Consider the following 23,699-nt stretch of genomic DNA (forward strand, 5'->3'; position numbering starts at 1 on the left):
GTCCGAATCGGCCAGTCTCCCGCAGACCCCGCCGGCCCGTGGGCGCGGGGTCGGCGGCGGCGCGCCGGGCACGGCAGGCCGGGTCCGGGCGCTCCGCGGGTTTACCGTCGGCGGCATGGACGGTGATCGCAAAGGGTGGCGCCCGAGTTCGCTCGGCGGGGCGGTGTTCGCGGTCTGCATGGCCGGCACCACGCTGCCGACCCCCCTGTACGGCCTCTATCAGGAGAAGTTCGGCTTCTCCGTGCTGATGGTGACCGTGGTGTACGCCGTGTACGCCTTCGGGGTCATCGGTGTGCTGCTGCTGGCGGGCAACGCCTCGGACTCCGTGGGCAGGCGGCCGGTGCTGCTGGCGGGCCTGGGGTTCGCGGCGGCCAGCGCGGTCTGCTTCCTGTGCGCCACCGGGCTGGGCTGGCTGTACGCGGGGCGGCTGCTGTCGGGGCTGTCCGCCGGCCTGTTCACCGGGGCCGCCACGGCGTACGTGCTGGAGCTGGCACCGCCCGGCGGCGCCTCGCGGGCCACGTTCGTCGCCACGGCCGCCAACATGGGCGGGCTCGGCTGCGGTCCGCTGCTCGCCGGAGTGCTCGCGCAGTACGCCGTCCTGCCGCTGTACTTGCCGTTCGCCGTGCACCTCGCGCTGGTGGCCGGCTCGGTCGCCGTGCTGCTGCGGCTTCCGGAGACGGTACGGGAGCGGCGGCCGCTGAGCACCGTACGGCCGCAGCGGCCGGGCCTGCCCCGGCAGGTCCGGGCGGTGTTCGGGCCGGCGGCGACCGCCTCGTTCGTGGGGTTCGCGCTGTTCGGGGTGTTCACCTCGGTCAGCCCGGCGTTCCTCGCGCAATCCCTGGACGTGCACGACCATGCCGTGAGCGGGCTGGTCGTCGCGCTGGCCTTCTTCGCCTCGACCGCCGGGCAGCTGGCGGTCGGCCGGGTCGGGGTGGGGCGTTCGCTGCCGCTGGGGTGCGCCGGGCTCTTGGCCGGGCTGGCGCTGCTCGCGGGGGCGCTGCGGTGGGACCTGCTGGCGCTGGTGGTGCTGAGTGCGCTGGTCGGCGGGGGCGGGCAGGGACTGGCCTTCCGGGGGGCGCTGTCCGCGGTGGCGGCGGCTTCTCCCGCGGACCGGCGGGCCGCGGTGATCTCGACGCTGTTCGTGGTGGCGTACGCGGGCATCTCGGTGCCGGTGATCGGGGTCGGGGTGCTGGTGGGTCCGCTCGGACTGGAGGGCGCGGGGCTCGTGTTCATCGCGTGCATGGCGGTGCTCGTCTCGTCGGCGGCCCTCTACCTGCTCCGGCGTCCGGTGCGGGCCGCCGGGACCTGAGCGCGGGCGGTCGCGGAGACCGGCGGGAACGGCCGCGGCCGTCCCCGCCCCGGCATCCGGACCGACGGCGGGTCAGCCGCCGGTCCGCTCGGGTGCGGGCAGGAACTTGCCCGCCTTCAGTCGGAGCTGGCCGGCGAAGTACGCCGCCGCGTCGGGACGCATCCTGGCGAGGGCGACCATGCCCGTGATGATGACGTCGCACACCTCGTCGTGGACGTCCTCCCAGGAGTGGGAGCGGCCCTTGCGGGGGTTGGTGCCCTTGGCGCCGATGACGGCCTGGGCCGCCTCGCCGAACTCCTCCCCGATCTTGAGGACCTGGAGCAGGTGACTCTCCTCGGGCCGGAGTCCCTGCTCGGCGTCGGCTGCGTCGAAACGGCCGGCGAGGGCCGTGATCGTGTCCCACGGTGCGGTTACGGCGGGCGGCGCCTGGCCGGCAGCCGTCGGGGCGAGCGGTTCCATCGTCGTACCTCCGGTTCGGGCAGGGGCAGCACCCTATCGCCGCCCGGGAGTTGGGTATCGCCCTCGCCTTCCTCACGGGTCGTGACGGAGGGAATTCGACAGGTAGTAATTAGATGAATCCCTGACTGAATTCCCGTCAACAAGCATGCCGCCGTTATCTCGATTTGATAACGACTCCATTGACAAGGCCTGGACCAATGGCACGCGACGCGCGTAACTCCCTTTATTTCCAGGCTCATTGAGTGTTCGTCAGATTTGGCGGACAGGTAACGGAACGATTTCTCGAACCGCACTCCCCTTTGTCCGAATTCTCCGCCGCATTCGTCTGGCAGGCTTCCGCGCACCCACTCATCCGACATCGACTTGAGGTGCCCATGACAGGACGACGCAGACGGCGTGAACACCGCCGCAAACCCCGGCGGTTGATACTGCTCACCGCGGCCACGGCCGCGGCGGCGGTGATAGCCGCCGGCATCGCCTACTCCGGACTGGGCGACGGCGCCCAGGCCGTGTCCGTACAGGCAGATGCGGAGGCCGCCGCACCGGCCGCCGCCCCCGCCCGGGACCAGGAGCCCGAACCCCTCGCGAGCGCCCCCGCCAACGAGAGCGCGCGCGGCATGGTCTACGACGGTCTGCAGACCGCGCCCAAGGGCGACCGGTGCGTGGGTGTCTACCGCACCGAGGCCGGGCTGTGCACGCACGGCCCCGACGCCCCGCCCAAGGACGTCGACATCACCAAGGACGTCGCGCCCGCCGTCCAGGCCTCGGCGCCCGCGGCCGATCCGGCCCGCCCCGCCACCGACGACCCGGCGACCGGCGAAGGCGGCGGCCGGCCCCAGGACGCGCCCGCCGCCGACGCCGACCGCGCCGCCGACAAGGCCGCCGCGCCCGCACCCTCGGCCGCCGGCCAGGACGTCGCGGCGGGCCCCGCGGGCCAGACCGTCCAGTGCGACGGCGACGGCAGCACCGGCAACCGCGTCCAGGTCGTGTACGTCCACGGCCCCGGCCGGGACCGCTACTCGCAGTACGTGGCCTCGTTCCGCAAGTGGGCGGCCGATGCCGACCTCATCTATGCGACGAGCGCCCAGGAGACCGGCGGTGTCCGCCACATCCGCTACGTGACGGCCGCCGACTGCACGCCCACCGTGCTCAACATCGAGCTCCCGGATTCCGCGCTGGCCGAGTTCAACGCGACCAACAAGGCGCTCGCCGGCAAGGGACTCGACCGCCGCGACCGCAAGTACATGATCTTCGCGGACACCCAGGTCTACTGCGGCATCGGCACCTTCAACGGCGACGAGCGGCCCGGCCAGGCCAACCTCAGCAACTTCGGTCCCTCCTACGGGCGTACGGACTCGGGCTGCTGGGGCGGTCACACCGCGGCGCACGAACTGGGCCACAACCTGGGCGCGGTCAACAACAGCGCCCCGAACACCAGCCGCGGCGCGCACTGCACCGACGAGTTCGACGTCATGTGCTACTCGGACACCCCGTACTACCCGCAGATGCGCAACGTCTGCACCAACCAGGCGTCCGAGAACATCCTGGACTGCAACCACGACGACTACTTCCACACCAGTCCCAAGGCCGGCAGCTACCTGGCCACGCACTGGAACATCGCCGACAACCAGTTCCTGATGCGGAACAAGGGCGGAGGCGGCACCGACCCCGGTCCGAACCCGAACCCCACCCCGACGCCGACCAAGAAGCCGACGCCCACGCCGACCAAGAAGCCCACCGGCGGACCGGCCGTGACGGTGGCTCAGGTCCAGTCGGACTCCGTCGTCGCGAGCTGGCCCAAGGTGGAGGGCGCGGCCTGGTACCAGGTCCTGCTCAACGGCAAGCACCTGGCCTGGGTCCAGTCCCCGGTGCTGCGGATCTACAACCTGCGGCCCGACACCCCGTACACGATCGCCGTCTCCGCCCGCGACAGCGCCGGCCGGGACAGCGGGCCCGGAAAGGCCGCGTCCTTCCGTACGAAGGGCACCGGCGGCGGCGCGACCACCCCCGGCGCCCGGTACCTGCTCGGCAACGGCAGTACCGGCATGGCCGCCGAGGTGTGGGGCGGGCGCAGCGCCGACGGCACCGTGCTCGTCGGCGCCCGCTCCAACGGCTACGCCCAGCAGCAGTGGTACTTCGACGACGCGGGCAACGGACAGGTCCGCATCCGCTCCGCCGTCTCCGGCAAGTGCCTGCAGCCCGGCGGCACTCCGGCCGCGGGCATGTGGGTCGCGCAGCAGCCCTGCGGCGGCGGTGCGCAGTCCTGGAAGCTGACCTCCCGCGGCGGCGCGGTGACGGTCACCGACCCGAGCGGCGGCTTCGCCCTGACCGTGAGCAGCCGCCCCTACTACGGGAACTGGCTGCTCGACCTCCAGCGCGCGGACGGCCGTCCGGCGCAGGCCTGGACCGTTCAGAAGGTCGGCTGATCATTCCAGCCCCGTGAAGTCCCCTCCGGCGGGCGGCCGCTGTCGCGCGGCCGCCCGCCGGCCCCTCACGCCACCCGGAGCACCGCCACCATGCGCATACGCATCGCTTTCCAGGCCGTCCTGGCCGCACTCGGCCTGATCCTGCTGTCCCCCTCCGCGGCGCACGCCCACGGCGACACGGTAAAGGTGGTGGTGACCGGGCAGCGGGCGGGCCACGTCACCGCCGACCTCACGTGGGAGAACGACGGGGACGCCCTCACGGAGGCGGTCGCCGCCACCGTGAACGCCGTCAGCGCCGACGGCGCCCGCACCATGGGCCCCTGGCGGCTGGTGCGTGATCCGGCCGCGGCGCCGGCCGGCTGGACCACGGCCGAATCCTTGCCGCCGGGCGCCTGGAAGGTCAGCGTGGACGTGGGCTTCCCGGCCCTCGGGCACGGCGAACTCGAGGTCGGCGTACCAGTGGTGGACCCGGCTCCCGCCAGTGGCACCCCGGACCCCCGCCCGGCCACGCCCTCGACCGCACCGAGCCGTTCGGTGGCCCCGGCGCCGGCCCCTGCGCCGGCCTCCGCTGCCACGGCCGCCCCCGCCGAGCCCGGACCGGGCTCCGCCGTCTGGTGGACGACGGCCGGCGTGGCGGCGACGGCCCTGGCTGGCGCGGCCGTCGGGATCCTCCTACGGCGCCGACGCGCGCGCCGCTAGGGAGTGTCGTCAAAGTGGCGCCGGCCGCCCGAAGGGCGGGGCTGGAGGGGCCTGGTGCGTGCGATCGCAAGGCGGAGGAGGGCGGAGAACCCGATGGGCCTCGCGCGCGTCATGAAGGTCATGACCGTGTACGTGCTCACCTGGAAGCGCCCGCCGGGAGGCGCCGGGCCCGCCTCCCCCCAGGGGCCGGGCGCCTCGTGACGAAGACCGCTCCCCCGGCCGCCGCCCCGCGTGGCCGCCGTGCCCCGCGTGCCGCGGCCGGTCGCCGGGGGCTGGTCGTCGCCGCGCTCTGCGTGCTCACCGCCCTCGTGCCGGCGTTCCACCGTCTGCTCCCCAACCGGGTCGCCAATCTGGGCAGCCTCGTCGAGACCTTCCTACCGTGGACCGGCGCGGTGGTCCTCGTGGCGGCCGCCGCCGGGCTGGTGCGCCGGTCGCGCGTCGCGCTGATCGCCGTCCTCCTCCCGGCGCTCACCTGGGCCGCGCTGTACGGACCCGGCCTGGCCGACCGCAGTGCCGGCGGACCGGCCGACCTGACCATCGTCACGCACAACGTGGACGACGCGAATCCCGACCCCGTCGGCACCGCCCGCGCCCTCGCCGCCTCGGGCGCCCAGCTGATCGCCCTGGAGGAGCTGGTCCAGCCCTCGGCGGGCCGGTACGAGCAGACGCTGGCCGCCACGCACCCGTACCACGTGGTCGAGGGAACGGTCGGCCTGTGGAGCACCTTCCCGCTCCGCGACACGGCCGCGGTACCGGTCACTTCGTGGAGGGTCGCGCTCCGCGCCACGGCCGAGACCCCGCGGGGTCCCCTCACCGTGTACGTCGCCCACCTGCCCTCGGTACGGGTCCGGCCATCGGGGTTCACCACGGGCAACCGGAACGAAGGCGTCGGCCGGCTGGCCGCCGCGCTCGCCGGCGCCCCGGCCGGCCGGACGCTCCTGGTCGGCGACTTCAACGGCACCACCGACGACCGGGCCCTCGCGCCGGTGCTGGAGCACTTCCGCTCCGCCCACGAGGCGGCGGGCGCGGGCTTCGGCTTCAGCTGGCCCGCGCGTTTCCCCTTCGCCCGCATCGACCAGATCCTGGTCCGCGACATCACCCCGGTCTCGGCGTGGACCTTGCCGGCCACCGCCAGCGACCACCTGCCGGTGGCGGCCTCGCTGCGACTGTGACGGGCAGATCGGGGGCGGGGCGTCCGGGGCGGTTCAGCCTCCCCGCGTGAGCGGGAACAGCCGCTCCCCGTCGAGGCCGAGGGCCCGGCTGCTGCCGGTGAGCAGCTGGAGGCCCGGTTCGCGGGCCAGGAGGTGGCGCAGCCGGCGCACCGCCCGGTCGGTGAGGTGCTCGCCGCCGTCGATGACGAGCAGCAGGTCCTGGCCGGTGATCCAGGGCAGCTCCGCCCGCCCCGGGGAGGCCGGGGCCGTGGTGCCCGCCGAGAGCGAGCAGAGGGCCGCCGTCAGGTCCGCTTCGCCGGTCTTCCGCTCCAGCGTCACCAGGGCGGTACCGGCGACGAAGTTGGACCGCAGCCGGCACGCGACGGCGGTGAGGAGCCGGCTCCTGTCGTCGGCGCCGTGCCCGGTGAGCGTGACGATCCGGCTCCTTCGGACGGCCGACATGAGGGCGGCCAGGTGCCGGGGCGCCGGCTGGGTCGATGGTGAGGTGGACAGAGAGGTGCGCTTCATGGATCCCCCGTGTGGTGCCGCACGCGGCGCGCTGGTCATGTCGCGCCGGGCAAGGGTTGATTATGAGTGACCCGGTCGGATCGCGGAACCGGCGTCCGGGGTGAGCGGAACGGGCGCGCGCCGCCGGGCGTGGTGCGGTCCCCGCCGGGGCCGTGGCCGCGGCGGGGACCGGGGTTCACCGTCCCGGGGTCAGGCGGTCCCACAGGAAGGTGTGGACCAGGGCCTCGTTGAAGGCGGTCTGGCCGTGGTCGGTGGCTCCGGCGTGGCCGCCGCCCAGGTGCTCGTGGAAGAGGACGGGGTGGCCGTGCTCGCGCAGCCGGGCGGCCATCTTGCGGGCGTGGCCGGGGTGGACGCGGTCGTCGCGCGTCGAGGTGAGCAGGAGCAGCGGCGGGTACGGGGCACCTCCGGCCCGCACCTGGTGGTAGGGGGAGATCTCCTCCAGGTGGCGGCGGTCGGCCGGGTCGTCGGGGTCTCCGTACTCGGCGATCCAGCTGGCGCCCGCCAGCAGCCGGTGGAAGCGGAGCATGTCCAGCAGCGGCACGTGCGCGACGACGGCGCCGAACAGCTCCGGGTGGCGGGTGAGCATGGCCCCCATGAGCAGGCCGCCGTTGCTGCCGCCCTCGATGCCCAGCTGGGCGGGGGTGGTGATGCCACGGGCGATGAGGTCCCGGGCGACGGCGGCGAAGTCGTCGAACGCCCGGACGCGGTCCGCTCCGAGGGCCGCCCGGTGCCAGGACGGCCCGTACTCGCCGCCGCCCCGGATGCCCGCGACCACGTACGTGCCGCCGCGGGCGAGCCAGGCCCGGCCGGTGACCGGGCTGTAGTACGGGGCCTGGGAGACCTCGAAGCCGCCGTATCCGGACAGCAGCGTGGGGCCGGGGCCGGGGCGGTCCTCGGGCCCGACGACGAAGTACGGCACGCGGGTGCCGTCCGGTGAGGTCGCGAAGTGCCGTCGTACGGCGAGGCCGGCGGTGTCGAACAGCGCCGGGGCCTGCTTGACGGTCCGGCCGGCGCCGGCCTCCCCCTCGCCGTCGGCGCCCGCGGTGCCCCCGTAGAGGGTGGAGGGCTGGAGGAAGCCGGAGACGCCCAGGAAGTAGTCGTCGTCCACGTCCGGGTCGGTGCAGCTGACCCAGGCCGTGGACAGCGGCGGCACCCCGGGCAGCGGCGCGCGCCGCCAGCCCTCGGGGCCCGGGGTGAGGACCTCCATCCGGGAGGTGACATCGGCGGTGGTGCCGAGGACGAGGTGGTGGCGGGTCCAGCTGTAGCCCGCGAGCGCGGTGCGCTCGTCGGGGGTGAACAGCACGGCCGCCTCCCGCCCGCCCGCCAGGAAGGCGTCGAGGTCGAAGGCGAGGAGGCTGCCCGCGGGGTGGCCGAGCCACGGCGTCTTCGGGGTGACGAGGAGCCATGCGCGGTGGACGGAGGTGCCGGCGTCGTCCGGTACGTCGATCTTCAGCGGCGGGCCGTCGGATCCGTCCTCGGGAAGGAGGAACAGCTCCTGCTTCCAGAAGTCGATCTGGCGGTGGACGAAGTCCCGTTCGAAGCCGGGGGTGTCGTCGTGCCAGCCGGAGGCGGAGAGGTCCGACGGCAGGCCCTCGTAGACCGTTTCCGCCTCGTGGAGGGCGGTGCCGCGCCGCCAGCGGCGTACCTGGAGCGGGTAACCGGACCCGGACATCGAGCCGGGGCCGAAGTCCGTGCCGATCCAGACCCGGTCGTGGTCGATCCACCCGATGCGGGTCTTGGCCTCGGGGACCTCGAAGCCCCCCTGGACGAACTCCAGGGTCCCGAGGTCGAACTCGCGCACCACACACGCGTCCGCGCCGTCCCGCGAGAGCATGACGAGGGCGTGCCGGTACTCGGGGGCCAGCACGCTGCTGCCCGCCCAGGCCCACTTCTCCCCCTCGGCGGCGGCCAGCGCGTCCAGGTCCAGGAGCGTTTCCCACGCGGGCCGGTCCGTGGCGTACTCCTCCGGGGTGGTGCGCCGCCACACCCCCCGTACGTGGTCGGCGTCCTGCCAGAAGTTGTAGAGATGGCGGCCTCGGCGGACGACGTACGGGATGCGCCCGTCGTCGTCCAGCACCTCGCGGATCCCGGTTTCGAGCACCTTGAACGCGGGGGTCCCGGCCAGCGCGGCCACGGTCTCGGCGTTGCGCTCGCGGACCCAGCCGAGGGCGGCTTCGCCGGTGACCTCTTCCAGCCAGAGGTAGGGGTCTGCGGCAGGTTCCACGGAGGGGTCTTCATTGCTCATCCGGCGATTGTGCCCCGCGCAGGGCGGTGCGCACCGACCAGGTCACCGATACCAGCGGGACCGCCACCACGGCGCCGATGACGCCGGCGGCGATGGCTCCTGCCACCACCGAGACCGCGACCACCAGCGGGTGCAGGCGGACGGCCCGGCTCATCACCAGCGGGTGCAGCAGATGCCCCTCGATCTGCCCGATGACCACGATCAGCGCGACGACCACGCCCGCGATCAGCGGCCCCTTCGCGGCCAGGGCCACCACCGCGGCGACCGCCAGCGCCACCGGCGATCCGACGAGGGGGACGAAGGCCGCGAAGAACTCCAGGAGCGCGAGCGGCACGGCCAGCGGGACCCCGAGGAAATACAGCGCCACCCCCACGAGTACGGCGTTGGTGGCCGCGACGATGACGATGCCGTGGGTGTAGCCGGTGAACGTACGCCACGCCGCACGCCCGCCGATCGCCACGCGTTCGCGCGCCGCCTCGGGCAGCTGCGCGCAGAACCACGACCACTGCCGGTCGCCGCCGTGCAGGAAGAAGATGGAGGAGAAGACCGCGAGCACGAGCACGGCGAGCACCTGCACCAGGTGCCCGGCCCCGCTGAGCGCCCTGCTGAGCAGGGTGGAGCGGTGGCTGGACAGGAAGGCGCCGAGGCGGGACTGGATGTCGGACAGCGCGTTCGGGTTCACCCGGAAGGGAGGTTTCTCCAGCCACTCCTCGATGCTGTCCACTCCCGCGCGGAACTCCCGCAGGAGTGTCGTGCTCTCCCCCGCCACCGCCTCGCCGACCAGCGCCAGGACTCCCAGCACCAGCAGCACGCTGCCGAGCAGGCAGACGGCGACCGCGAGCGACCGGGGGACGACGCGGGCGAGGCGCCGGGTGGCGGGCGAGAGCAGGGCGGTGACGACGAGGCCGAGGAAGAGCGCCACGGCGATCTCGTGGAAGCGGCCGAGTACGGCGAAGACCGCGTACACGGCGGCGCCGACGACCAGCAGGCGCCAGGCGTAGGCGGCGGCTGTCCGAAGGAACGCTGACACCGGCGGCATGAGCCATGGGTGCCACCGAGGACCGGCGATGGCACGCCCCGGAGCGCGCATTCGCCCGTCCGCGCCGGTCCGGGCACGAAATTCCGTTGTCCGGGGCGCCGCGACCACGGACGATGGCCCGTTGTGAGTACCTCCCGGCTGTCCGCCGTCCTGCCCGACCTCGCCCCCTGGCGGTCCAGCCGCGACTTCCGGCTGCTGTTCTTCCAGGGAACGGTCACCTTCTTCGGTTCGTTCATGGCCATGATCGCGCTGCCGCTCCAGATCAAGCACCTGACGGACTCTCCGCTGGCGGTCGGCGCGATGGGTGCGGTGGAGCTGGTTCCCCTCGTGGTCTGCGGGCTGTACGGGGGCGCCCTCGCCGACGCCGTGGACCGGCGGCGGCTGATCCTGCTGACCGAGGCCGGGCTCGGGGTGCTGGCCCTGGTGCTCCTGGTGAACGCGCTGCTGCCGAACCCGCTGCTGTGGCCGCTGTACGTGGTGGCCGGCGGGGTGTCGGCGCTGACCGGGCTCCAGCGGCCGGCCCTGGATTCGCTGATGGCGCGGATCGTGCCGCACGACCAGCTGACCGCCGCCGCGGCGCTCAACGGGCTGCGCTACCAGTTCGGCGCCATCGCCGGTCCGGCGCTGGCCGGCCTGGTCGTCGCGTACGCGGGCTATCCGGCCGCCTACTCGGTCACCGTCGCCGGGTTCCTCGTCTCCGTGCTGCTGTGCCTGCGGCTGGCTCCGGCTCCGGCGGCGGGGGACGCCCGGCGCCCGTCGCTGCGCGGGATCGCGGAGGGCGCGCGCTACGCGTGGAGCCGCCCGGTGCTGCTCGGCACCTACGCCGTCGACCTGGCCGCGATGCTCTTCGCCTTCCCGAACGCGATCTTCCCGTTCCTCGCGGACGAGCTCGACGCGGTGTGGGCGCTCGGGCTGATGTACGCGGCGGGCGCGGTCGGCTCACTGCTGCTGGGGATGACCAGCGGCTGGACCTCGCGGGTACGCCGGCACGGGCTGCTGGTGGTCTGCGGTGCCGCGGTGTGGGGGCTGGCGATCGCGGCGGCGGGCTGGTTCGGGAGCATCTGGCCCGTGCTGGCGTGCCTCGCGGTCGCGGGCGCCGGGGACATGCTGAGCGGGCTGGGCCGCGCCACGATCTGGAACCAGACGATCCCCGAGGAGCTGCGGGGGCGACTGGCGGGCATCGAGGTGCTCTCGTACAGCGTCGGCCCGCAGCTGGGGCAGGTCCGGGCGGGCTCGATGGCCGGCTGGACGGGGACCCGGACGGCCTTCTGGAGCGGCGGTCTGGCCTGTGTCGCCTCGGTGGCCGTGCTGGCCGCGCTCCTGCCGAAGCTGGTCTCCTACGACGCGGACACCGACGAGGACGCGCTGCGCCGCAAGGCCGCCCGGGAAGCCGAGCCGGCGGCCGCGGCGTCCTGAACCTCCCGGCGGGCGGCTGCGGCGGCCTGCCCCGCGGGGCCTGTAGTGAGGGTGAGATGATCGCCGTGCAGCCGGCGTGATCGCGGAGTTCGGTGAGCTCCTCGGGATTCGGGAATGGAGCAACACGTGGACGACATCAGCCGTACCGCTCTGGTCGAGGGCCTGATGGAGCGCTTTCCGCAGGTGCCCCGGGAGGCCGTGATCAAGGAGGACCTGCTGCGCGGGGGCATGGCCTTCGACGAGTCCGCGCTCAGCGGCACCGCCGACGGGGCTTCCGGCGACGTCAAGCCGAAGTCGTACTTCATCTTCTCCTTCGACCACCGCACGCTCCCCGAGCTCGGCGCGGCCGCCCTCAACCGGCCGCCCGAGGAGATCGTGCTCACCGGCGGCCCGTACGGACTGCGCCGCACCGTCGTGTCCGTGCGGGTCAACCCCTACTCCCCCTACGTGGTGCGGGGCGGCGAGGACGGCGCGCTCGGCCTGTACCTGGACGGCGTGCGGATCGCGGACGTCGGGCTGCCGCCGATGCCGGAGTACTACCGGCACGAGCTGTCCAACGGCAAGTCGGTGATGGAGGTCGCGCCGACCATCCAGTGGGGCTACCTCATCTACCTGACGGTCTTCCGCGTGTGCCAGTACTTCGGCGCCAAGGAGGAGTGCCAGTTCTGCGACATCAACCACAACTGGCGCCAGCACAAGGCGGCCGGCCGCCCGTACACGGGCGTGAAGCCGGTCGAGGAGGTGCTGGAGGCCCTGGAGATCATCGACCGCTACGACACCGCGGGCACCTCCCGGGCCTACACCCTCACGGGCGGGTCGATCACCTCGCAGGTCGGCGGCCGCGACGAGGCCGATTTCTACGGCCACTACGCGAAGGCCATCGAGGAGCGCTTCCCCGGCCGCTGGACCGGCAAGGTCGTCGCCCAGGCGCTGCCGCGCGACGCCGTGCAGCGCTTCCACGACTACGGGATCCGGATCTACCACCCCAACTTCGAGGTGTGGGACCGGCGGCTGTTCCAGCTGCACTGCCCGGGCAAGGAGCGCTACGTCGGCCGCGACGAGTGGCACCGCCGGATCCTGGACTCCGCCGAGGTGTTCGGTCCGCGCAACGTGATCCCCAACTTCGTGGCGGGCATCGAGATGGCCGAGCCCTTCGGTTTCACGAAGGTCGACGAGGCGATCGCATCCACCGCCGAGGGGCTTCGGTTCTTCATGTCGAACGGCGTCGTACCGCGCTTCACCACCTGGTGCCCGGAGCCGACGACCCCGCTCGGCAAGGCGAACCCGCTGGGCGCGCCGCTCGAGTACCACATCCGCCTGCTGGAGACCTACCGGGCGACGTTGGAGGAGTACGGCCTGAAGTCCCCGCCCGGATACGGTCCGGCGGGCCCCGGGCGTGCGGTGTTCTCCGTCAGCTCGTTCATGGACAGCCTGGAGGGCCTGGAGGAAACGGACGCCTGAACTCCGCCGGAGTCAGGGCGCCCGGGGGGTTACTCGCGAGGAAACACAGCCTTTGGCTATGGTGAGCGCCTTCCGGTCGATCCCCCTTCGGATCCCATGTGAATCACGGATCCGGTCCGTCGATCGAAGGATGTCCTGCCAATCCGGGACGCAAAGTTCAGTGCAGAGCGACGTGCTGTCGGCAACACCGCCCGACGTCGGTTCCGTACGAGCCGGCCTGCCCTCGCCCCGTCACTCCCGGGGCTTGAGGGCGGCGGTCCTCTCATTCACCTACCTCGCGAAGGCAAGGCAGAGATGGCAAGAATCTCCCGACAGTCCCCCCGGCAGTCCTCGCGGACGGCCTCCCGACAGCAGACCCACCCGGTCGACGAGCTGCTCCCGCTCCCCAAACTGGCCCTCTACGGTTTCCAGCACGTGCTCGCGTTCTACGCGGCGGCGGTCATCGTCCCGGTCCTGCTCGGCAACGCGCTGGGCCTCTCCCGCCAAGAGCTCGTCCACCTGATCAACGCGGACCTGCTGACCTGCGGCGTGGCCTCGATCATCCAGGCACTCGGCGTCTGGAAGATCGGCGCCCGGCTTCCGCTGGTCCAGGGCGTCACCTTCACCGCGGTCTCCCCCATGATCGCCATCGGCCTGGGCGCCGGCGGCGGCACCGCCGGGCTGCTCGTCGTCTACGGGGCGGTGATCACGGCGGGCATAGCCACGTTCGTCTTCGCACCGCTCTTCAGCAAGCTCGTCAAGTACTTCCCGCCGGTGGTCATCGGCACCATCCTCACGATCATCGGCATCACCCTCATCCCCGTGGCCCTCCAGGACGCGGCGGGCGGCGCCCACCTCATCGGCACGCCCGCTTACGGGGAGCCGAAGAACCTCGCGTACGCGGCGGGCACGCTGCTCTTCATCCTGGCGATGGCCCGGATCGGCAAGCCGTTCCTCAGCAGCCTCGCCGTCCTGCTCGGGCTGGTGGTCGGCACGGCGGTCGCCTGGCTGTTCGGCGACGCCGACTTCGGGGCGGTGCGGGAGACGGACTGGTTCGGCGTCACCACCCCGTTCCACTACGGCATGCCGCGCTTCGAACTGCTCCCGATCGTCGCCATGCTCGTCGTCATCCTCATCACCATGGTGGAGACCACCGGGGACGTGTACGCGATCGGCGAGATCACCGACAAGAGGGTCGACGCCGACACGGTGGCGCGCGCGCTGCGCGCCGACGGCGCGGCGACGGTCCTCGGCGGCATCCTCAACTCGTTCCCGTACGTGGCCTTCGCCGAGAACATCGGACTCGTGCGCATGTCCAAGGTGATGAGCCGTTATGTCGTCGTCGCGGCAGGGGTGTTCATGGTCGTCCTGGGGCTGCTGCCCAAGGCGGGCAGCCTGGTCGCCTCGATCCCGCACCCGGTGCTGGGCGGGGCGGCGATCTCCATGTTCGGCATCGTCGCGGCGGTCGGCATCCAGATCCTGGGCAAGGCAGACCTGCGCGACGAGCGCAACACCCTGATCCTGGCGGTCAGTCTGGGCGCGGCGCTGCTGCCCAGCACGGTCGGGCCGTTCTTCGACCGGATGCCGGAGGACATGCGGGCGGTGCTCAACAGCGGGATCACACTGGGCGCCCTGACCGCGATCACGCTGAACCTGCTCTTCAACGTCTTCACGAGCCGCTCCACGATGGAGATCGACTGGGACGACATCGGGGAGGACGGTGCGGCCGATCCGCACCTGGGGGCTGCCGCCCGCTGAACACGCTCGCGGCCGTGGGCCGGGAAGGGAGCCGATGCCCTTCCCCGCCCGCGCGCCGCGTCGTGTCCGGCGGGTTCGGCCGTACCGCGTCGCGCGGCTTGGGCGGTTCAGCGGCCGCCGATGGGGAACGGTGACGCCTCGCCCGCCTCGCCGATCAACTCCCAGAAGTGGTCGACGAGTCGGCGCAGGTACGCCGCGCGCTCGGCCGCGACCTCCTTGAGCCGGGCGTCGTCGTTGCGTGCGACGAGGTGTCCCATGTACCGCTCCGCGAACTCGGCGAACTCCGCGTGCATCGTCTGGAGCGCGTCGCCCACGCTCGTGGCGTCCACCACGACGATCTCCGCCACGGGTTCGACGTACGTCTTCCAGCGCCCGTCGATGGCCGCGCGCAGCAGCTCGGCCAGCTCGTCGACGCGTCCCATGATCCCGATGAGTTTGCGCAGGGACAGGCCCAGGGCCTCCACCAGCGCCCTGGTCTGGCGGGAGTCACCGTGCCAGCGCTGGGCGGCCTCGGCGGCGTGGTACTCGCCGGGGTCCATGCCTATGCGGTACGCCAGTCGCTCCACCGTGAGCTGGCGTGCCAGGCGGTGTTCGGCGAGCGTGCGCGGCTCCACGCCCATGAGGGTCGTGGTGTCGCACCACAGGACGTTGGCCAGGGAGAAGAGCTCCTGGTCGGACGGGACGTGGGAGCCCGCTTCCCAGGCCGTGACCAGCCCGGGATGGACGGGGGTGCCGCAGGCCGCCATGGAGTGGGCCACCTGGGCCGCGGTCAAGCCCATGCGGGCTCGCGCGGATCTGGCCTCGTTGGGGGAGAACGGAGTGCTGTACACGTACGAGACACCTCGCAGCGCCCTGGGGCGTGGGGCGCCCGAGGGGGAGACGGATTGATGGATGAACACCAAGCGCGGGCACAGTAACAGATGTTCATCGGGGTGCAACCGCCCCGTCCCCTTCAATTCCAAGGCTACGCGGGCCCTCCAGGCTCGAAGCCGGCGAGCAGCTGCTGCAGGGCGGCCTGGTCCGGTCCGACGAACGGATCGATGCCGGGGAGTGCGGCAAGGGTGTCGAGGAACTGGCCGGTCAGACCGGTCGCCGGGGGCAGATGGGTGCCGAGGATGGTCTCCGGATCCATCGCGCGCACCGGCTCCATGGTGGCGAGGAACCGGTCCGGGTCCACCACCTGGACCCAGGGACTGTCGACGCTCGCCCAGAGCCGCTGGGCGGCCCGCAGGTCTCCGGCCGGTACGGCGGCGACGTCGGCGCTCGTGGCGGCATCGGCGCTGGGCATGGGGCCGCCGAAGCAGTCGGAGCTGAAGCAGGTGCGGGAGCGGTCGTCGTAGAAGCCGACGGTGGACGGGTTGTCGAAGAGAGGAGGACGGAAGGCGTGCAGCGTACGGTCGCCCGCGTCCAGGCTCTGGCCGGGGTTGAGGAAGTACACCCGGTCCATGGGCAACGGCCGCTCGGTGGACATCTGCCCGGCGCCCAGGAAGGTGGTGACCAGCTGGGCCCGGGGGGCGGCTTCGAGCAGCTCGAAGAGGCCGCCCGTATGGTCCCGGTCGGGGTGGGTCAGCCAGATCCACCGCACGTCGGCAGGGTCGACGACCGAACCGAGCGTGTTCAGGAAGTCCCGGTCGGGCAGTCCGAGCCCGGTGTCGACGACGACGGGCTGCTCCGCGTGCAGGACGAAGGCGTTCACCGGGATGAAGCCGATGCCGGGCACCTCCAGGCAGTCGGCGAGAACGGTGGTGTCGGGCCCCACTTTGTGTGTGCTCATGACGATCTCCACGACCCTGCGACGGCCCTGCGGGGAAACAGGCTCTCCCTCCATCTTGGCCCGGCCGGGTTGCGCCCGCGCGCGGGAGGAGCTACCGGCCGGGCGGCCCGGGTGCGGGGCGGGTCAGGGCAGGGGAACTCCTCTGGCCGTGACCCAGAGTTCGTACCACTCCTCGTGGGTGAGGTCGGGGGCGCGGGTCGCGGCGTCCCGGCAGGCGCGGATGCGGTCGGGGCGGGCCGTGCCGATGACCGGGGAGATTCCGGCCGGGTGACGGCGCAGCCACCACAGGAGGACGGATTCGGGTGTCGTGCCCTTGCGGTGGGCGAGGTCGGCCAGCAGGGCGGCGGTGGCGCACTCGGCGGGCGTCTGCTCGCCGCCGGTGAACCGGCCCCGTGCCAGCGCTCCCCACGCCTGGAGCCGGATGCCGTGGTCGCGGCAGTGTTCCAGCGTCCCGAAGGGGAACCCGTTGGCCGTGGAGGCGGGGGTGTTGAGCAGGACCCCGGCCTCCACCCAGTCGCGGCTGTGCAGGCTCATCTCCAACTGGTTCGCCACCAGGGGTACGTCGAGGCGGGCCTGGAGGTGGGTCATCTGGGCGACGCCCATGTTGGAGACGCCGAAGTGCCGTACAAGGCCCTGCCGGTGCAGGGACATCAGCGCCGACGCGATCGAGTCGGTGTCGGCGAGCGGGTCGGGCCGGTGCAGCAGCAGTACGTCGATCACATCGGTCCGCAGCCGGGTCAGGCTCTCCTCCACCCGCCGAACGATGCTCTGCGCGCGCAGGTCGTACAGGCCCGGACCGTGCTTGCCGCCCAGCCGGATCCCGCACTTGGTCTGGAGCGTGATGCGCTCGCGCAGCCCGGGCGTGCGCGCGAGCACCTCGCCGAAGACGGCCTCGGCCTTCCCGTGGCGGTAGATGTCGGCGTGGTCGAAGGCGGTGATCCCGCTGTCGAGGGCGGCGACGACCGCCGCCTCGGCGGCGTCGATGTCGGCGGGCCCGTACGGCTCGGGCTCCCAGCTGCCGCCCAGCCCCATGCATCCGTACAGCACCCGGTCACCGCTCACGGCCGCGGTCTCGTTGTTCACCACGCCGCCACCCTACGCGGGGATCGGCGGGACACCTCCTACAGCATCCGCGCGACGTACAGACCGATGAGCGCGGCCACGCAGGCGACGACCAGCCAGGAACTCAGGCTGGTGTGACGGGAGCCGCGGGTGCGGCGGAGGCGGCGGGTGCGGCGGGGACGCACCGGCGGCGGGGCGGCCGGGCCGGGGGCGGTTTCGGCCAGCAGGCGGCGGCAGACCGCGGCGAGTGCGGTCGTTCCGTCGGAGAGGCCGGCGACCGCCTCCGAACGGGCCGGGGCGGTCGTCCCGCCCTCGAGTATCCGGCCGGCGCGGAGCAGCACTTCGTCCCGGCCTGCGCCGATGGACAGGCTGATCCACCGCTGGACGTGTTCGCCCCGGATGACGACACCGCCCGACCGGTCCCGGTAGACGGTGTGCTCTCGCCACAGCAGATCGGCCAATTCATCTGCGGCTTCGCGCAGTTCGGCGCTCATCCACGTCCCCCACTCAAACGGTTGTTCGCAACGGCAGCGAACCTTATCGGCCGCCTGCCGGCGCCGCGCGGGCGGGGTCTCGGCCGCGGCGTCACTTTCGTGGCTTCGGGTCGGGGAGGGGCGCGGAGATCGCCCGCCTGGCCGAGGGAGAGCCCGCACGCCCGTACTACCTGGGGAGTACGCGGCGAACGCTACGCCGGGGTGACGCGGGTGACGGCGGGTGCGCACTAGCGTGGCGGGTATGGATGAGCAGCGCGAGCGCCCGGGTCCTCCGTGGCGGCGATGGGAGGAGCGGTCCGGGCGGGGCCCGGGCTGGCGCTCGGCGCTTCTCGTCGCCGTCTTCGCGCAGGCCGGCTCCGGGTGGGCCGCGCAACAGCAGACCGGGCGGGTGGCGCTGGACGCGTTCGCGCGGATCCTGCTGCTGCTGGGGCCGGCGCTGCTCCTTCTGCGGCACCGGTATCCGGTGTCCGTGGCGTACGGGGTCAGCGTGGTCACGCTGGTGTACATCGCGGCCGGTTACCCGTACGGCCCGGTGTTCATCAGTCTGGCGCTGGCCTGCTTCGCCGCCGTCGTCGCCGGTCACCGCAGGGCCGCCTGGGGCGCCGTCGGACTGCTCTGGGCCGGGCACCTGCTCATCGGGCACTGGCTGTACCGGTGGCTGCCGCCCGCGGGGGACGGGCCGGCGCCCTGGGGGCAGGAGCTGGGCATCACCGCGTGGGTGCTCGCGATGCTCGCCGTCTCGGAGCTGGTCCGCGTACGCCGTGAGCAGTGGGCCCGGGAGCGCGTCGAGCGGGCCGCGGCCGAGCGGCGCAAGGTGGACGAGGAGCGCCTGCGCATGGCGCGCGAGCTGCACGACGTCCTCGCCCACAGCATTTCGGTGATCAACGTCCAGGCGGGGGTCGGGCTGGCCCTGCTCGACTCCGACCCGGAGCAGGCCCGTGCGGCGCTGACCACGATCAAGGCCGCCGGCAAGGAGGCGCTGGGCGAGGTCCGGCAGGTCCTCGACGCCCTGCGCGCCCCCGGTGACGCGCCGCGCACTCCCGCTCCCGGTCTCGACCGCCTCCCCGAGCTGGTGGAGCAGGCCGCCGCGGCCGGGCTCGCCGTGGACGTCGGGGTCGAGGGGAAGGCCCGGGCGCTGCCGCCCGGCGCGGATCTGGCCGCCTTCCGGATCCTCCAGGAGGCGCTGACCAACGTCGTCCGGCATTCCGGAGCCCGTACCGCCCGTGTCGGCCTGGTCTGGCGGCCCGGCGCCCTGGAGTTGCGCGTGGAGGACGACGGGCCGGCCACCGGGAGCTCCGCCGGCGGCAGTGGCAACGGTCTCGTCGGAATGCGGGAGCGGGCCGGGGCCCTGGGTGGCAGCATCGAGGCCGGCCCCCGTCCGGAGGGGGGCTTCCGGGTGGTCGCGAGGATCCCGCTGAAGGACGTGCCGGCCGAGGAGGGTCCGTGATCCGCGTACTGCTCGCCGACGACCAGCTGCTCGTCCGGGCGGGCTTCCGGGCGCTGCTCGACGCGCAGCCCGACATCGAGGTCTCGGGCGAGGCCTCCGATGGCGAGGAGGCCGTGCGGCTGGTGCGGGAGCTGCGCCCCGACGTGGTGCTGATGGACATCCGGATGCCGGTGCTGGACGGGCTCGCCGCCACCCGGCGAATCAGCGAGGACGGGGCGCTGGCCGAAGTCCGCGTCGTCATGCTCACCACCTTCGAGCTCGACGAGTACGTCTTCGAGGCGATCCGCTCCGGCGCCTCCGGCTTCCTGGTCAAGGACACCGAGCCGGAGGAACTGCTGCGCGCGGTCCGGGCGGTGGTGGCGGGCGACGCCCTGCTGTCCCCGGGCGTGACCCGCCGTCTGATCGCGGAGTTCGCGGCCCGTTCGAAGCGGCCCGCGGCCGCGGCGGGGCTGGGCCGTCTCACCGACCGGGAGCGCGAGGTCATGGCGCTGGTGGGCATGGGCCTGTCCAATGAGGAGATCGCCCGCCGCCTGGTCGTCAGCCCCCTCACGGCGAAGACCCACGTCAGCCGCACGATGGTCAAGCTGGGTGCCCGCGACCGGGCCCAACTGGTCGTCCTCGCCTACGAGTCCGGGCTGGTCCGCCCCGGCTGGCTCGCCTGACGCGCACGGCGCCGGGCGCCTGTGCAGCGGCTCGTACTCCCGGGGAAGCAGGCCCGGTGCCGCCGGCCGTACGACGACGCGACCCCCTCCCGCGGCCAGTCTCGGAGTGAGACGGAACGTCCACTCACTCCGAGGAGCTGAACCGCGATGAACACCCTCACCACCCTCGCGTACGACGGGCCCGGCCCGTGGATCCTGTTCTTCCCGCTGATCTGGGCGGCGGTCGTGATCGGCGCCGTGACCGTGCTGCGCCGCACGGTGTGGCGCGGCCGCCGCGGTCCGTGGCAGGAGCGCGGGGCCGCCTACGGCGAGCACGCGCCGATCGCGATCCTGGGGCGGCGCTTCGCCTCGGGTGAGATCGACGAGGACGAGTACTGGCGGCGGCTGTCCGTGCTGGACGAGCAGTTCGGCCCTGCCTCCAAGGGCGGTGCGGCATGAGCACCGCCACCACCCTGACGGGCGGCGGCGCCGTCGCCGCCCGGGTCGTCGACGCCCGGAAGGTCTACGGCCGGGGCGACACCGAGGTACGGGCCCTGGACGGGGTGAGCGTCGATTTCCCGGCCGGCCGCTTCACCGCCATCATGGGGCCCTCCGGCTCCGGCAAGTCCACCCTGATGCACTGCGCGGCCGGCCTGGACACGCTCACCTCCGGGTCCGCCTTCATCGGCGGTACGGAACTGGGAACGCTCGACGACCGCGGGCTCACCCTGCTGCGCCGCGAACGCATCGGCTTCGTCTTCCAGGCCTTCAACCTGGTGCCCACCCTCACCGTGGCCGAGAACATCACCCTCCCGCAGGACCTCGCCGGCACCCGGCCAGACGCCGCCCGGCTCGAGCGCCTCATCGACGTGGTCGGCCTGCGCGACCGGCTGCACCACCGGCCCTCCGAGCTGTCCGGAGGCCAGCAGCAGCGGGTCGCCGTCGCCCGCGCCCTCGCGGGCGACCCCGAGGTCGTCTTCGCCGACGAGCCGACCGGCAACCTCGACTCCCGCTCGGGCGGGGAGGTGCTCGACCTGCTGGGCCGGGCGGTGCGCGAGATGGGCCGTACGGTCGTCATGGTCACCCACGATCCGGTGGCCGCCGCCCACGCCGACGAGGTCCTCTTCCTCGCCGACGGACGCCTGGTCGACCGGATGGCGGGCCCGACCGCCGAGCGCGTCCTGGACCGGCTCAAGGCCCTGGACACGCGCGCCGTCACGACGGGAGCGGAGTCGTGAACGCGGCCCGTACCACCCTGCGGCTGAGCACGGCCGCGCTGCGCGCGCACAAGCGGCGCTTCGCCGGAACGTTCACGGCCGTGCTGCTCGGCGTCGCCTTCCTCGCCGGGACCCTCGTCATGGGGGACACGCTGCGCGCGAGCTTCGACACGATGTTCGCGGGCGCGGCGAGCGGCACCGACGCCGTCGTGCGCAGCGCGCGGGTGATCACCGTCCCCGGCCGGACGCAGGGCACCCGGCAGCCCGTGCCCACCGACCTGGTGGAGCGGATCCGGCGCACCCCGGGCGTGGCCGCCGTCGCCCCGAACATCCAGGGTGCGGGGCAGCTCATCGGCCACGGCGGCCAGCCGATCGGCGGCCAGGGCCCGCCCACGCTCGCCGGCAACTGGATCACCGACCCGCGGCTCAACCCGTACCGGCTGGCGGAGGGCCGCGCACCGGAGCGCTCCGGCGAGGTCGTCGTCAACCGGGGCACCGCCGTCAAGGGCGGACTGCGCATCGGCGACACGACGGTGCTGCGCACCCCGGACCCCGTCCGGGTGACGGTCGTCGGCCTGGCCACCTTCGGCGGCGCGGACGGGATGGCCCAGGTCACGTACACCGGCATGACGCAGGCCGACGCGGAGAAGTACCTGACGGCCGGGCCCGGTCAGGCGGCCTCCCTGCAGGTGCGGGCCGCACCGGGCACCAGCCAGGAACGGCTCGTCGAGGCGCTGGCTCCGGTGCTGCCGCAGGGCATCGAGGCGATCACCGGCCGGGAATCGGCCCGGGAGAACACCGACATGATCTCCGGTCAGTTCCTGTCCCTCTTCACCACCCTGCTCCTCGTCTTCTCCGGCATCGCCCTGCTGGTGGCCACTTTCAGCATCCACAACACCTTCGCGATCGTCGTCGCCCAGCGCACCCGCGAGAACGCCCTGTTGCGCGCCCTGGGCGCCTCGCGCCGCCAGGTGGCCGGTGCCACCCTGGCGGAGGCCGCCGTCGTCGCGGTCCTCGCGTCAGCGGCCGGACTGGCGGGCGGCATCGCGATCGCCGCCGGACTCCAGGCGCTGTTCCCGGCGATCGGATTCCCGTTCCCCGAGGGGAGCCTGGTGATCAGCGGTCTGTCGATGCTGCTGCCCCTGGCCGTGGGCGTCGTGGTGTGTCTGGGCTCGGCCCTGCTCCCGGCGGTGCGCGCCGGTCGTACCGCGCCGCTGGCCGCGCTGCGCGAGAGCGCAGTGGACACCTCCGGGGCCTCGCGGTCCCGTACCGCCGCCGGGGCGGCCCTGGGGGCGGCCGGTATCGCGGTGATCGCGGCGGGGGTGCTCGCCGTGCCGTCCCTGTGGCTGTCCGGGGCGGGGGCGGTGCTGGTCACGGCCGCGTTCGTGGTCCTGGGACCGGTCGTCTGCTCGGCCGCCGTACGGATCCTCGCGCGGCCGCTGGAACGGCTGCGCGGGGTGACGGGCGCCCTGGCCGGGCGCAACGCGCGGCGCAGTCCCCAGCGGACGGCGTCGACCGCGGCCGCGCTGATGATCGGGGTCGCCGTCGTCTCGCTGTTCACGGTCTTCGGCGCGTCCCTCAAGGCGACCGTGGACCGCACCGTGTCGCGGTCCTTCGCCGGCGACGCCGCCATCAGCGCACCAGCGTTCGGGGCGGGCGGCAGCGGCCTCAGCCCGGCCCTCGCCCCGGCGGTGGCCTCCCTCCCGGAGGTGGCCGGGGCGGTCGGCCTCGGCAGGGGCGTCGCGGAGGTCGACGGCTCGGGGCGGGCGCTGACGGTCACCGACCCGGCCGCGCTCGCGGTCGGCCTGGACCTCGGCGCCGTCGAGGGACGGCTCGACGCGCTCGGCACGGACGGCATCGCCGTCGCGGGCAAGGAAGCGGCCCGGCACGGCCGGCGGCCCGGCAGCAGCGTCGAACTCACCTTCGCCGACGGGCACAAGCAGCGGTTCACGGTCCGTGCCGTCTACGAGGAGTCGCGGATCGCGGGCGACTACGTCATCACCCGCGCGGCCTGGGCCCCGCACCGGGCGCAGGACACGGACACGTTGGTCGCCGTCACGTTCAAGGACGGCGTCCCGCTCGCGGACGGCGTGGCGGCGGTGGAACGGACGGCCGCCCGGTACGGGAGCCCCGAGGTGCAGACGCGCGAGGCCTACGCGCGGTCCTCGGCGAACGGCATCGACATGATGCTCACCCTCGTCTACGCACTGCTCGGGCTCGCGGTGCTGATCGCCCTGCTCGGCATCGCCAACACGCTCACGCTCGCCGTGCACGAGCGGACCCGCGAACTGGGCCTGCTGCGCGCCGTCGGGCAGAGCGGAGCCCAGCTGCGGGCCATGGTCCGCTGGGAGTCGGTGCTGGTCGCCGCCTTCGGCACGGCCGGCGGCCTGCTCCTGGGCGGTTTTCTGGGCTGGGTCCTGGTGAAGGCCGCGGGCGGCGCCGAGGACGGCGCGTTCGCCTTCGCCGTCCCGCCCGTGCAGCTGGGCCTGGTCGCGCTGGTCGGGGTGGCGGCGGGCGTCCTGGCCGGCCGGCGCCCGGCCCGCCGCGCGGCGCGCCTGGACATCCTGCGGGCCATCGCCACGGAGTAGGCCGTG

The 23,699-nt window shown here is 73.3% G+C and carries 20 protein-coding genes; 12 read left to right on the forward strand and 8 right to left on the reverse strand.

The features are described from left to right. Positions 1-115: 115 nt before the first annotated feature. A complete protein-coding gene (locus ACIP5M_RS10745) occupies positions 116-1,309 on the forward strand; it encodes an MFS transporter (protein ID WP_401194680.1) in 1,194 nt (397 codons plus the stop codon). 72 nt (positions 1,310-1,381) lie between these two features. On the opposite strand, the gene ACIP5M_RS10750 is transcribed toward ACIP5M_RS10745, so the two are convergent. Next, positions 1,382-1,768 carry a MazG-like family protein gene (locus tag ACIP5M_RS10750; RefSeq protein ID WP_401194683.1) on the reverse strand — a complete coding sequence of 129 codons (387 nt, stop codon included), beginning with the start codon at positions 1,766-1,768 and terminating at the stop codon, positions 1,382-1,384. Between the two features lie 422 nt (positions 1,769-2,190). Between ACIP5M_RS10750 and ACIP5M_RS10755 the strand changes: the two genes are divergently transcribed. From ACIP5M_RS10755 to ACIP5M_RS10765, 3 genes are all read left to right on the forward strand, one after another. Continuing rightward, positions 2,191-4,194, forward strand: a complete 2,004-nt coding sequence (locus ACIP5M_RS10755; RefSeq protein WP_401194686.1) for an RICIN domain-containing protein — start codon at positions 2,191-2,193, stop codon at positions 4,192-4,194. A 90-nt stretch (positions 4,195-4,284) separates the two neighbouring features. Next, positions 4,285-4,893, forward strand: a complete 609-nt coding sequence (locus tag ACIP5M_RS10760) for a hypothetical protein (RefSeq protein WP_401194689.1) — start codon at positions 4,285-4,287, stop codon at positions 4,891-4,893. 197 nt (positions 4,894-5,090) lie between these two features. Then, the gene (locus tag ACIP5M_RS10765; RefSeq protein ID WP_401194691.1) at positions 5,091-6,065 is read left to right on the forward strand and encodes an endonuclease/exonuclease/phosphatase family protein; all 975 of its coding nucleotides are present in this window, start codon (positions 5,091-5,093) and stop codon (positions 6,063-6,065) included. Positions 6,066-6,098: 33 nt separating this feature from the next. Here ACIP5M_RS10765 and ACIP5M_RS10770 read toward each other — a convergent pair whose 3' ends face one another. The 3 genes from ACIP5M_RS10770 to ACIP5M_RS10780 form a co-directional block, all read right to left on the reverse strand. Next, positions 6,099-6,572 carry a hypothetical protein gene (locus ACIP5M_RS10770; RefSeq protein WP_401194693.1) on the reverse strand — a complete coding sequence of 158 codons (474 nt, stop codon included), beginning with the start codon at positions 6,570-6,572 and terminating at the stop codon, positions 6,099-6,101. 175 nt (positions 6,573-6,747) lie between these two features. Then, positions 6,748-8,817 (reverse strand): prolyl oligopeptidase family protein, encoded by a 2,070-nt coding sequence (locus tag ACIP5M_RS10775; RefSeq protein ID WP_401194695.1) that lies wholly within the window; start codon positions 8,815-8,817, stop codon positions 6,748-6,750. Next, positions 8,807-9,856, reverse strand: coding sequence for an AI-2E family transporter (locus tag ACIP5M_RS10780; RefSeq protein WP_401194697.1), 1,050 nt, complete (start codon positions 9,854-9,856; stop codon positions 8,807-8,809). The genes ACIP5M_RS10775 and ACIP5M_RS10780 overlap by 11 nt, the downstream gene beginning before the upstream one ends. A 138-nt stretch (positions 9,857-9,994) precedes the next feature. Here ACIP5M_RS10780 and ACIP5M_RS10785 point away from each other — a divergent pair, with 138 nt between their 5' ends. The 3 genes from ACIP5M_RS10785 (at position 9,995) to ACIP5M_RS10795 (ending at position 14,470) form a co-directional block, all read left to right on the forward strand. Continuing rightward, positions 9,995-11,272 (forward strand): MFS transporter, encoded by a 1,278-nt coding sequence (locus ACIP5M_RS10785; protein WP_401195090.1) that lies wholly within the window; start codon positions 9,995-9,997, stop codon positions 11,270-11,272. A 165-nt stretch (positions 11,273-11,437) separates the two neighbouring features. Then, the gene (locus tag ACIP5M_RS10790) at positions 11,438-12,733 is read left to right on the forward strand and encodes a radical SAM protein (protein ID WP_401195093.1); all 1,296 of its coding nucleotides are present in this window, start codon (positions 11,438-11,440) and stop codon (positions 12,731-12,733) included. Between the two features lie 294 nt (positions 12,734-13,027). Further along, complete coding sequence (locus tag ACIP5M_RS10795) at positions 13,028-14,470, forward strand: nucleobase:cation symporter-2 family protein (RefSeq protein WP_401194699.1); 1,443 nt, start codon at positions 13,028-13,030, stop codon at positions 14,468-14,470. A 107-nt stretch (positions 14,471-14,577) separates the two neighbouring features. On the opposite strand, the gene ACIP5M_RS10800 is transcribed toward ACIP5M_RS10795, so the two are convergent. The 4 genes from ACIP5M_RS10800 to ACIP5M_RS10815 all read right to left on the reverse strand — a co-directional run bounded on the left by ACIP5M_RS10800 (position 14,578) and on the right by ACIP5M_RS10815 (position 17,800). Next, complete coding sequence (locus tag ACIP5M_RS10800; RefSeq protein ID WP_401194702.1) at positions 14,578-15,300, reverse strand: transcriptional regulator; 723 nt, start codon at positions 15,298-15,300, stop codon at positions 14,578-14,580. 134 nt (positions 15,301-15,434) lie between these two features. Continuing rightward, positions 15,435-16,244 (reverse strand): MBL fold metallo-hydrolase, encoded by an 810-nt coding sequence (locus ACIP5M_RS10805; protein WP_401194705.1) that lies wholly within the window; start codon positions 16,242-16,244, stop codon positions 15,435-15,437. A gap of 123 nt (positions 16,245-16,367) precedes the next feature. After that, positions 16,368-17,330 (reverse strand): aldo/keto reductase family oxidoreductase, encoded by a 963-nt coding sequence (locus ACIP5M_RS10810; RefSeq protein WP_401194708.1) that lies wholly within the window; start codon positions 17,328-17,330, stop codon positions 16,368-16,370. 35 nt (positions 17,331-17,365) lie between these two features. Then, positions 17,366-17,800 (reverse strand): hypothetical protein, encoded by a 435-nt coding sequence (locus ACIP5M_RS10815; RefSeq protein WP_401194711.1) that lies wholly within the window; start codon positions 17,798-17,800, stop codon positions 17,366-17,368. Between the two features lie 241 nt (positions 17,801-18,041). On the opposite strand from ACIP5M_RS10815, the gene ACIP5M_RS10820 reads away from it, so the two are divergent. The 5 genes from ACIP5M_RS10820 to ACIP5M_RS10840 all read left to right on the forward strand — a co-directional run bounded on the left by ACIP5M_RS10820 (position 18,042) and on the right by ACIP5M_RS10840 (position 23,693). Beyond that, on the forward strand, positions 18,042-19,247 hold the full coding sequence (locus ACIP5M_RS10820) for a sensor histidine kinase (protein ID WP_401194714.1): 1,206 nt from the start codon (positions 18,042-18,044) through the stop codon (positions 19,245-19,247). Next, positions 19,244-19,909 (forward strand): response regulator, encoded by a 666-nt coding sequence (locus ACIP5M_RS10825; RefSeq protein ID WP_401194717.1) that lies wholly within the window; start codon positions 19,244-19,246, stop codon positions 19,907-19,909. Before ACIP5M_RS10820 ends, ACIP5M_RS10825 begins: the two co-directional genes overlap by 4 nt. 147 nt (positions 19,910-20,056) lie before the next feature. Beyond that, positions 20,057-20,347 (forward strand): SHOCT domain-containing protein, encoded by a 291-nt coding sequence (locus ACIP5M_RS10830; protein ID WP_401194719.1) that lies wholly within the window; start codon positions 20,057-20,059, stop codon positions 20,345-20,347. Next, on the forward strand, positions 20,344-21,126 hold the full coding sequence (locus ACIP5M_RS10835; protein ID WP_401194722.1) for an ABC transporter ATP-binding protein: 783 nt from the start codon (positions 20,344-20,346) through the stop codon (positions 21,124-21,126). The genes ACIP5M_RS10830 and ACIP5M_RS10835 overlap by 4 nt, the downstream gene beginning before the upstream one ends. Further along, on the forward strand, positions 21,123-23,693 hold the full coding sequence (locus ACIP5M_RS10840; protein WP_401194725.1) for an ABC transporter permease: 2,571 nt from the start codon (positions 21,123-21,125) through the stop codon (positions 23,691-23,693). Before ACIP5M_RS10835 ends, ACIP5M_RS10840 begins: the two co-directional genes overlap by 4 nt. The last annotated feature ends 6 nt before the right edge of the window (positions 23,694-23,699 follow it).

Source organism: Streptomyces sp. NPDC088762 (assembly GCF_044750905.1).
Classification (GTDB): domain Bacteria; phylum Actinomycetota; class Actinomycetes; order Streptomycetales; family Streptomycetaceae; genus Streptomyces.

What these genes read in the sequence shown, in the direction of transcription:
- ACIP5M_RS10830 (WP_401194719.1), top strand. Translation starts at nt 20,057, where the DNA reads ATGAACACCCTCACCACCCTCGCGTACGACGGGCCCGGCCCGTGGATC.
- ACIP5M_RS10745 (WP_401194680.1), top strand. Translation starts at nt 116, where the DNA reads ATGGACGGTGATCGCAAAGGGTGGCGCCCGAGTTCGCTCGGCGGGGCG.
- ACIP5M_RS10780 (WP_401194697.1), bottom strand. Translation starts at nt 9,856, where the DNA reads ATGCCGCCGGTGTCAGCGTTCCTTCGGACAGCCGCCGCCTACGCCTGG.
- ACIP5M_RS10805 (WP_401194705.1), bottom strand. Translation starts at nt 16,244, where the DNA reads ATGAGCACACACAAAGTGGGGCCCGACACCACCGTTCTCGCCGACTGC.
- ACIP5M_RS10760 (WP_401194689.1), top strand. Translation starts at nt 4,285, where the DNA reads ATGCGCATACGCATCGCTTTCCAGGCCGTCCTGGCCGCACTCGGCCTG.
- ACIP5M_RS10835 (WP_401194722.1), top strand. Translation starts at nt 20,344, where the DNA reads ATGAGCACCGCCACCACCCTGACGGGCGGCGGCGCCGTCGCCGCCCGG.
- ACIP5M_RS10815 (WP_401194711.1), bottom strand. Translation starts at nt 17,800, where the DNA reads ATGAGCGCCGAACTGCGCGAAGCCGCAGATGAATTGGCCGATCTGCTG.
- ACIP5M_RS10770 (WP_401194693.1), bottom strand. Translation starts at nt 6,572, where the DNA reads ATGAAGCGCACCTCTCTGTCCACCTCACCATCGACCCAGCCGGCGCCC.
- ACIP5M_RS10775 (WP_401194695.1), bottom strand. Translation starts at nt 8,817, where the DNA reads ATGAGCAATGAAGACCCCTCCGTGGAACCTGCCGCAGACCCCTACCTC.
- ACIP5M_RS10820 (WP_401194714.1), top strand. Translation starts at nt 18,042, where the DNA reads ATGGATGAGCAGCGCGAGCGCCCGGGTCCTCCGTGGCGGCGATGGGAG.
- ACIP5M_RS10790 (WP_401195093.1), top strand. Translation starts at nt 11,438, where the DNA reads ATGGAGCGCTTTCCGCAGGTGCCCCGGGAGGCCGTGATCAAGGAGGAC.
- ACIP5M_RS10795 (WP_401194699.1), top strand. Translation starts at nt 13,028, where the DNA reads ATGGCAAGAATCTCCCGACAGTCCCCCCGGCAGTCCTCGCGGACGGCC.
- ACIP5M_RS10750 (WP_401194683.1), bottom strand. Translation starts at nt 1,768, where the DNA reads ATGGAACCGCTCGCCCCGACGGCTGCCGGCCAGGCGCCGCCCGCCGTA.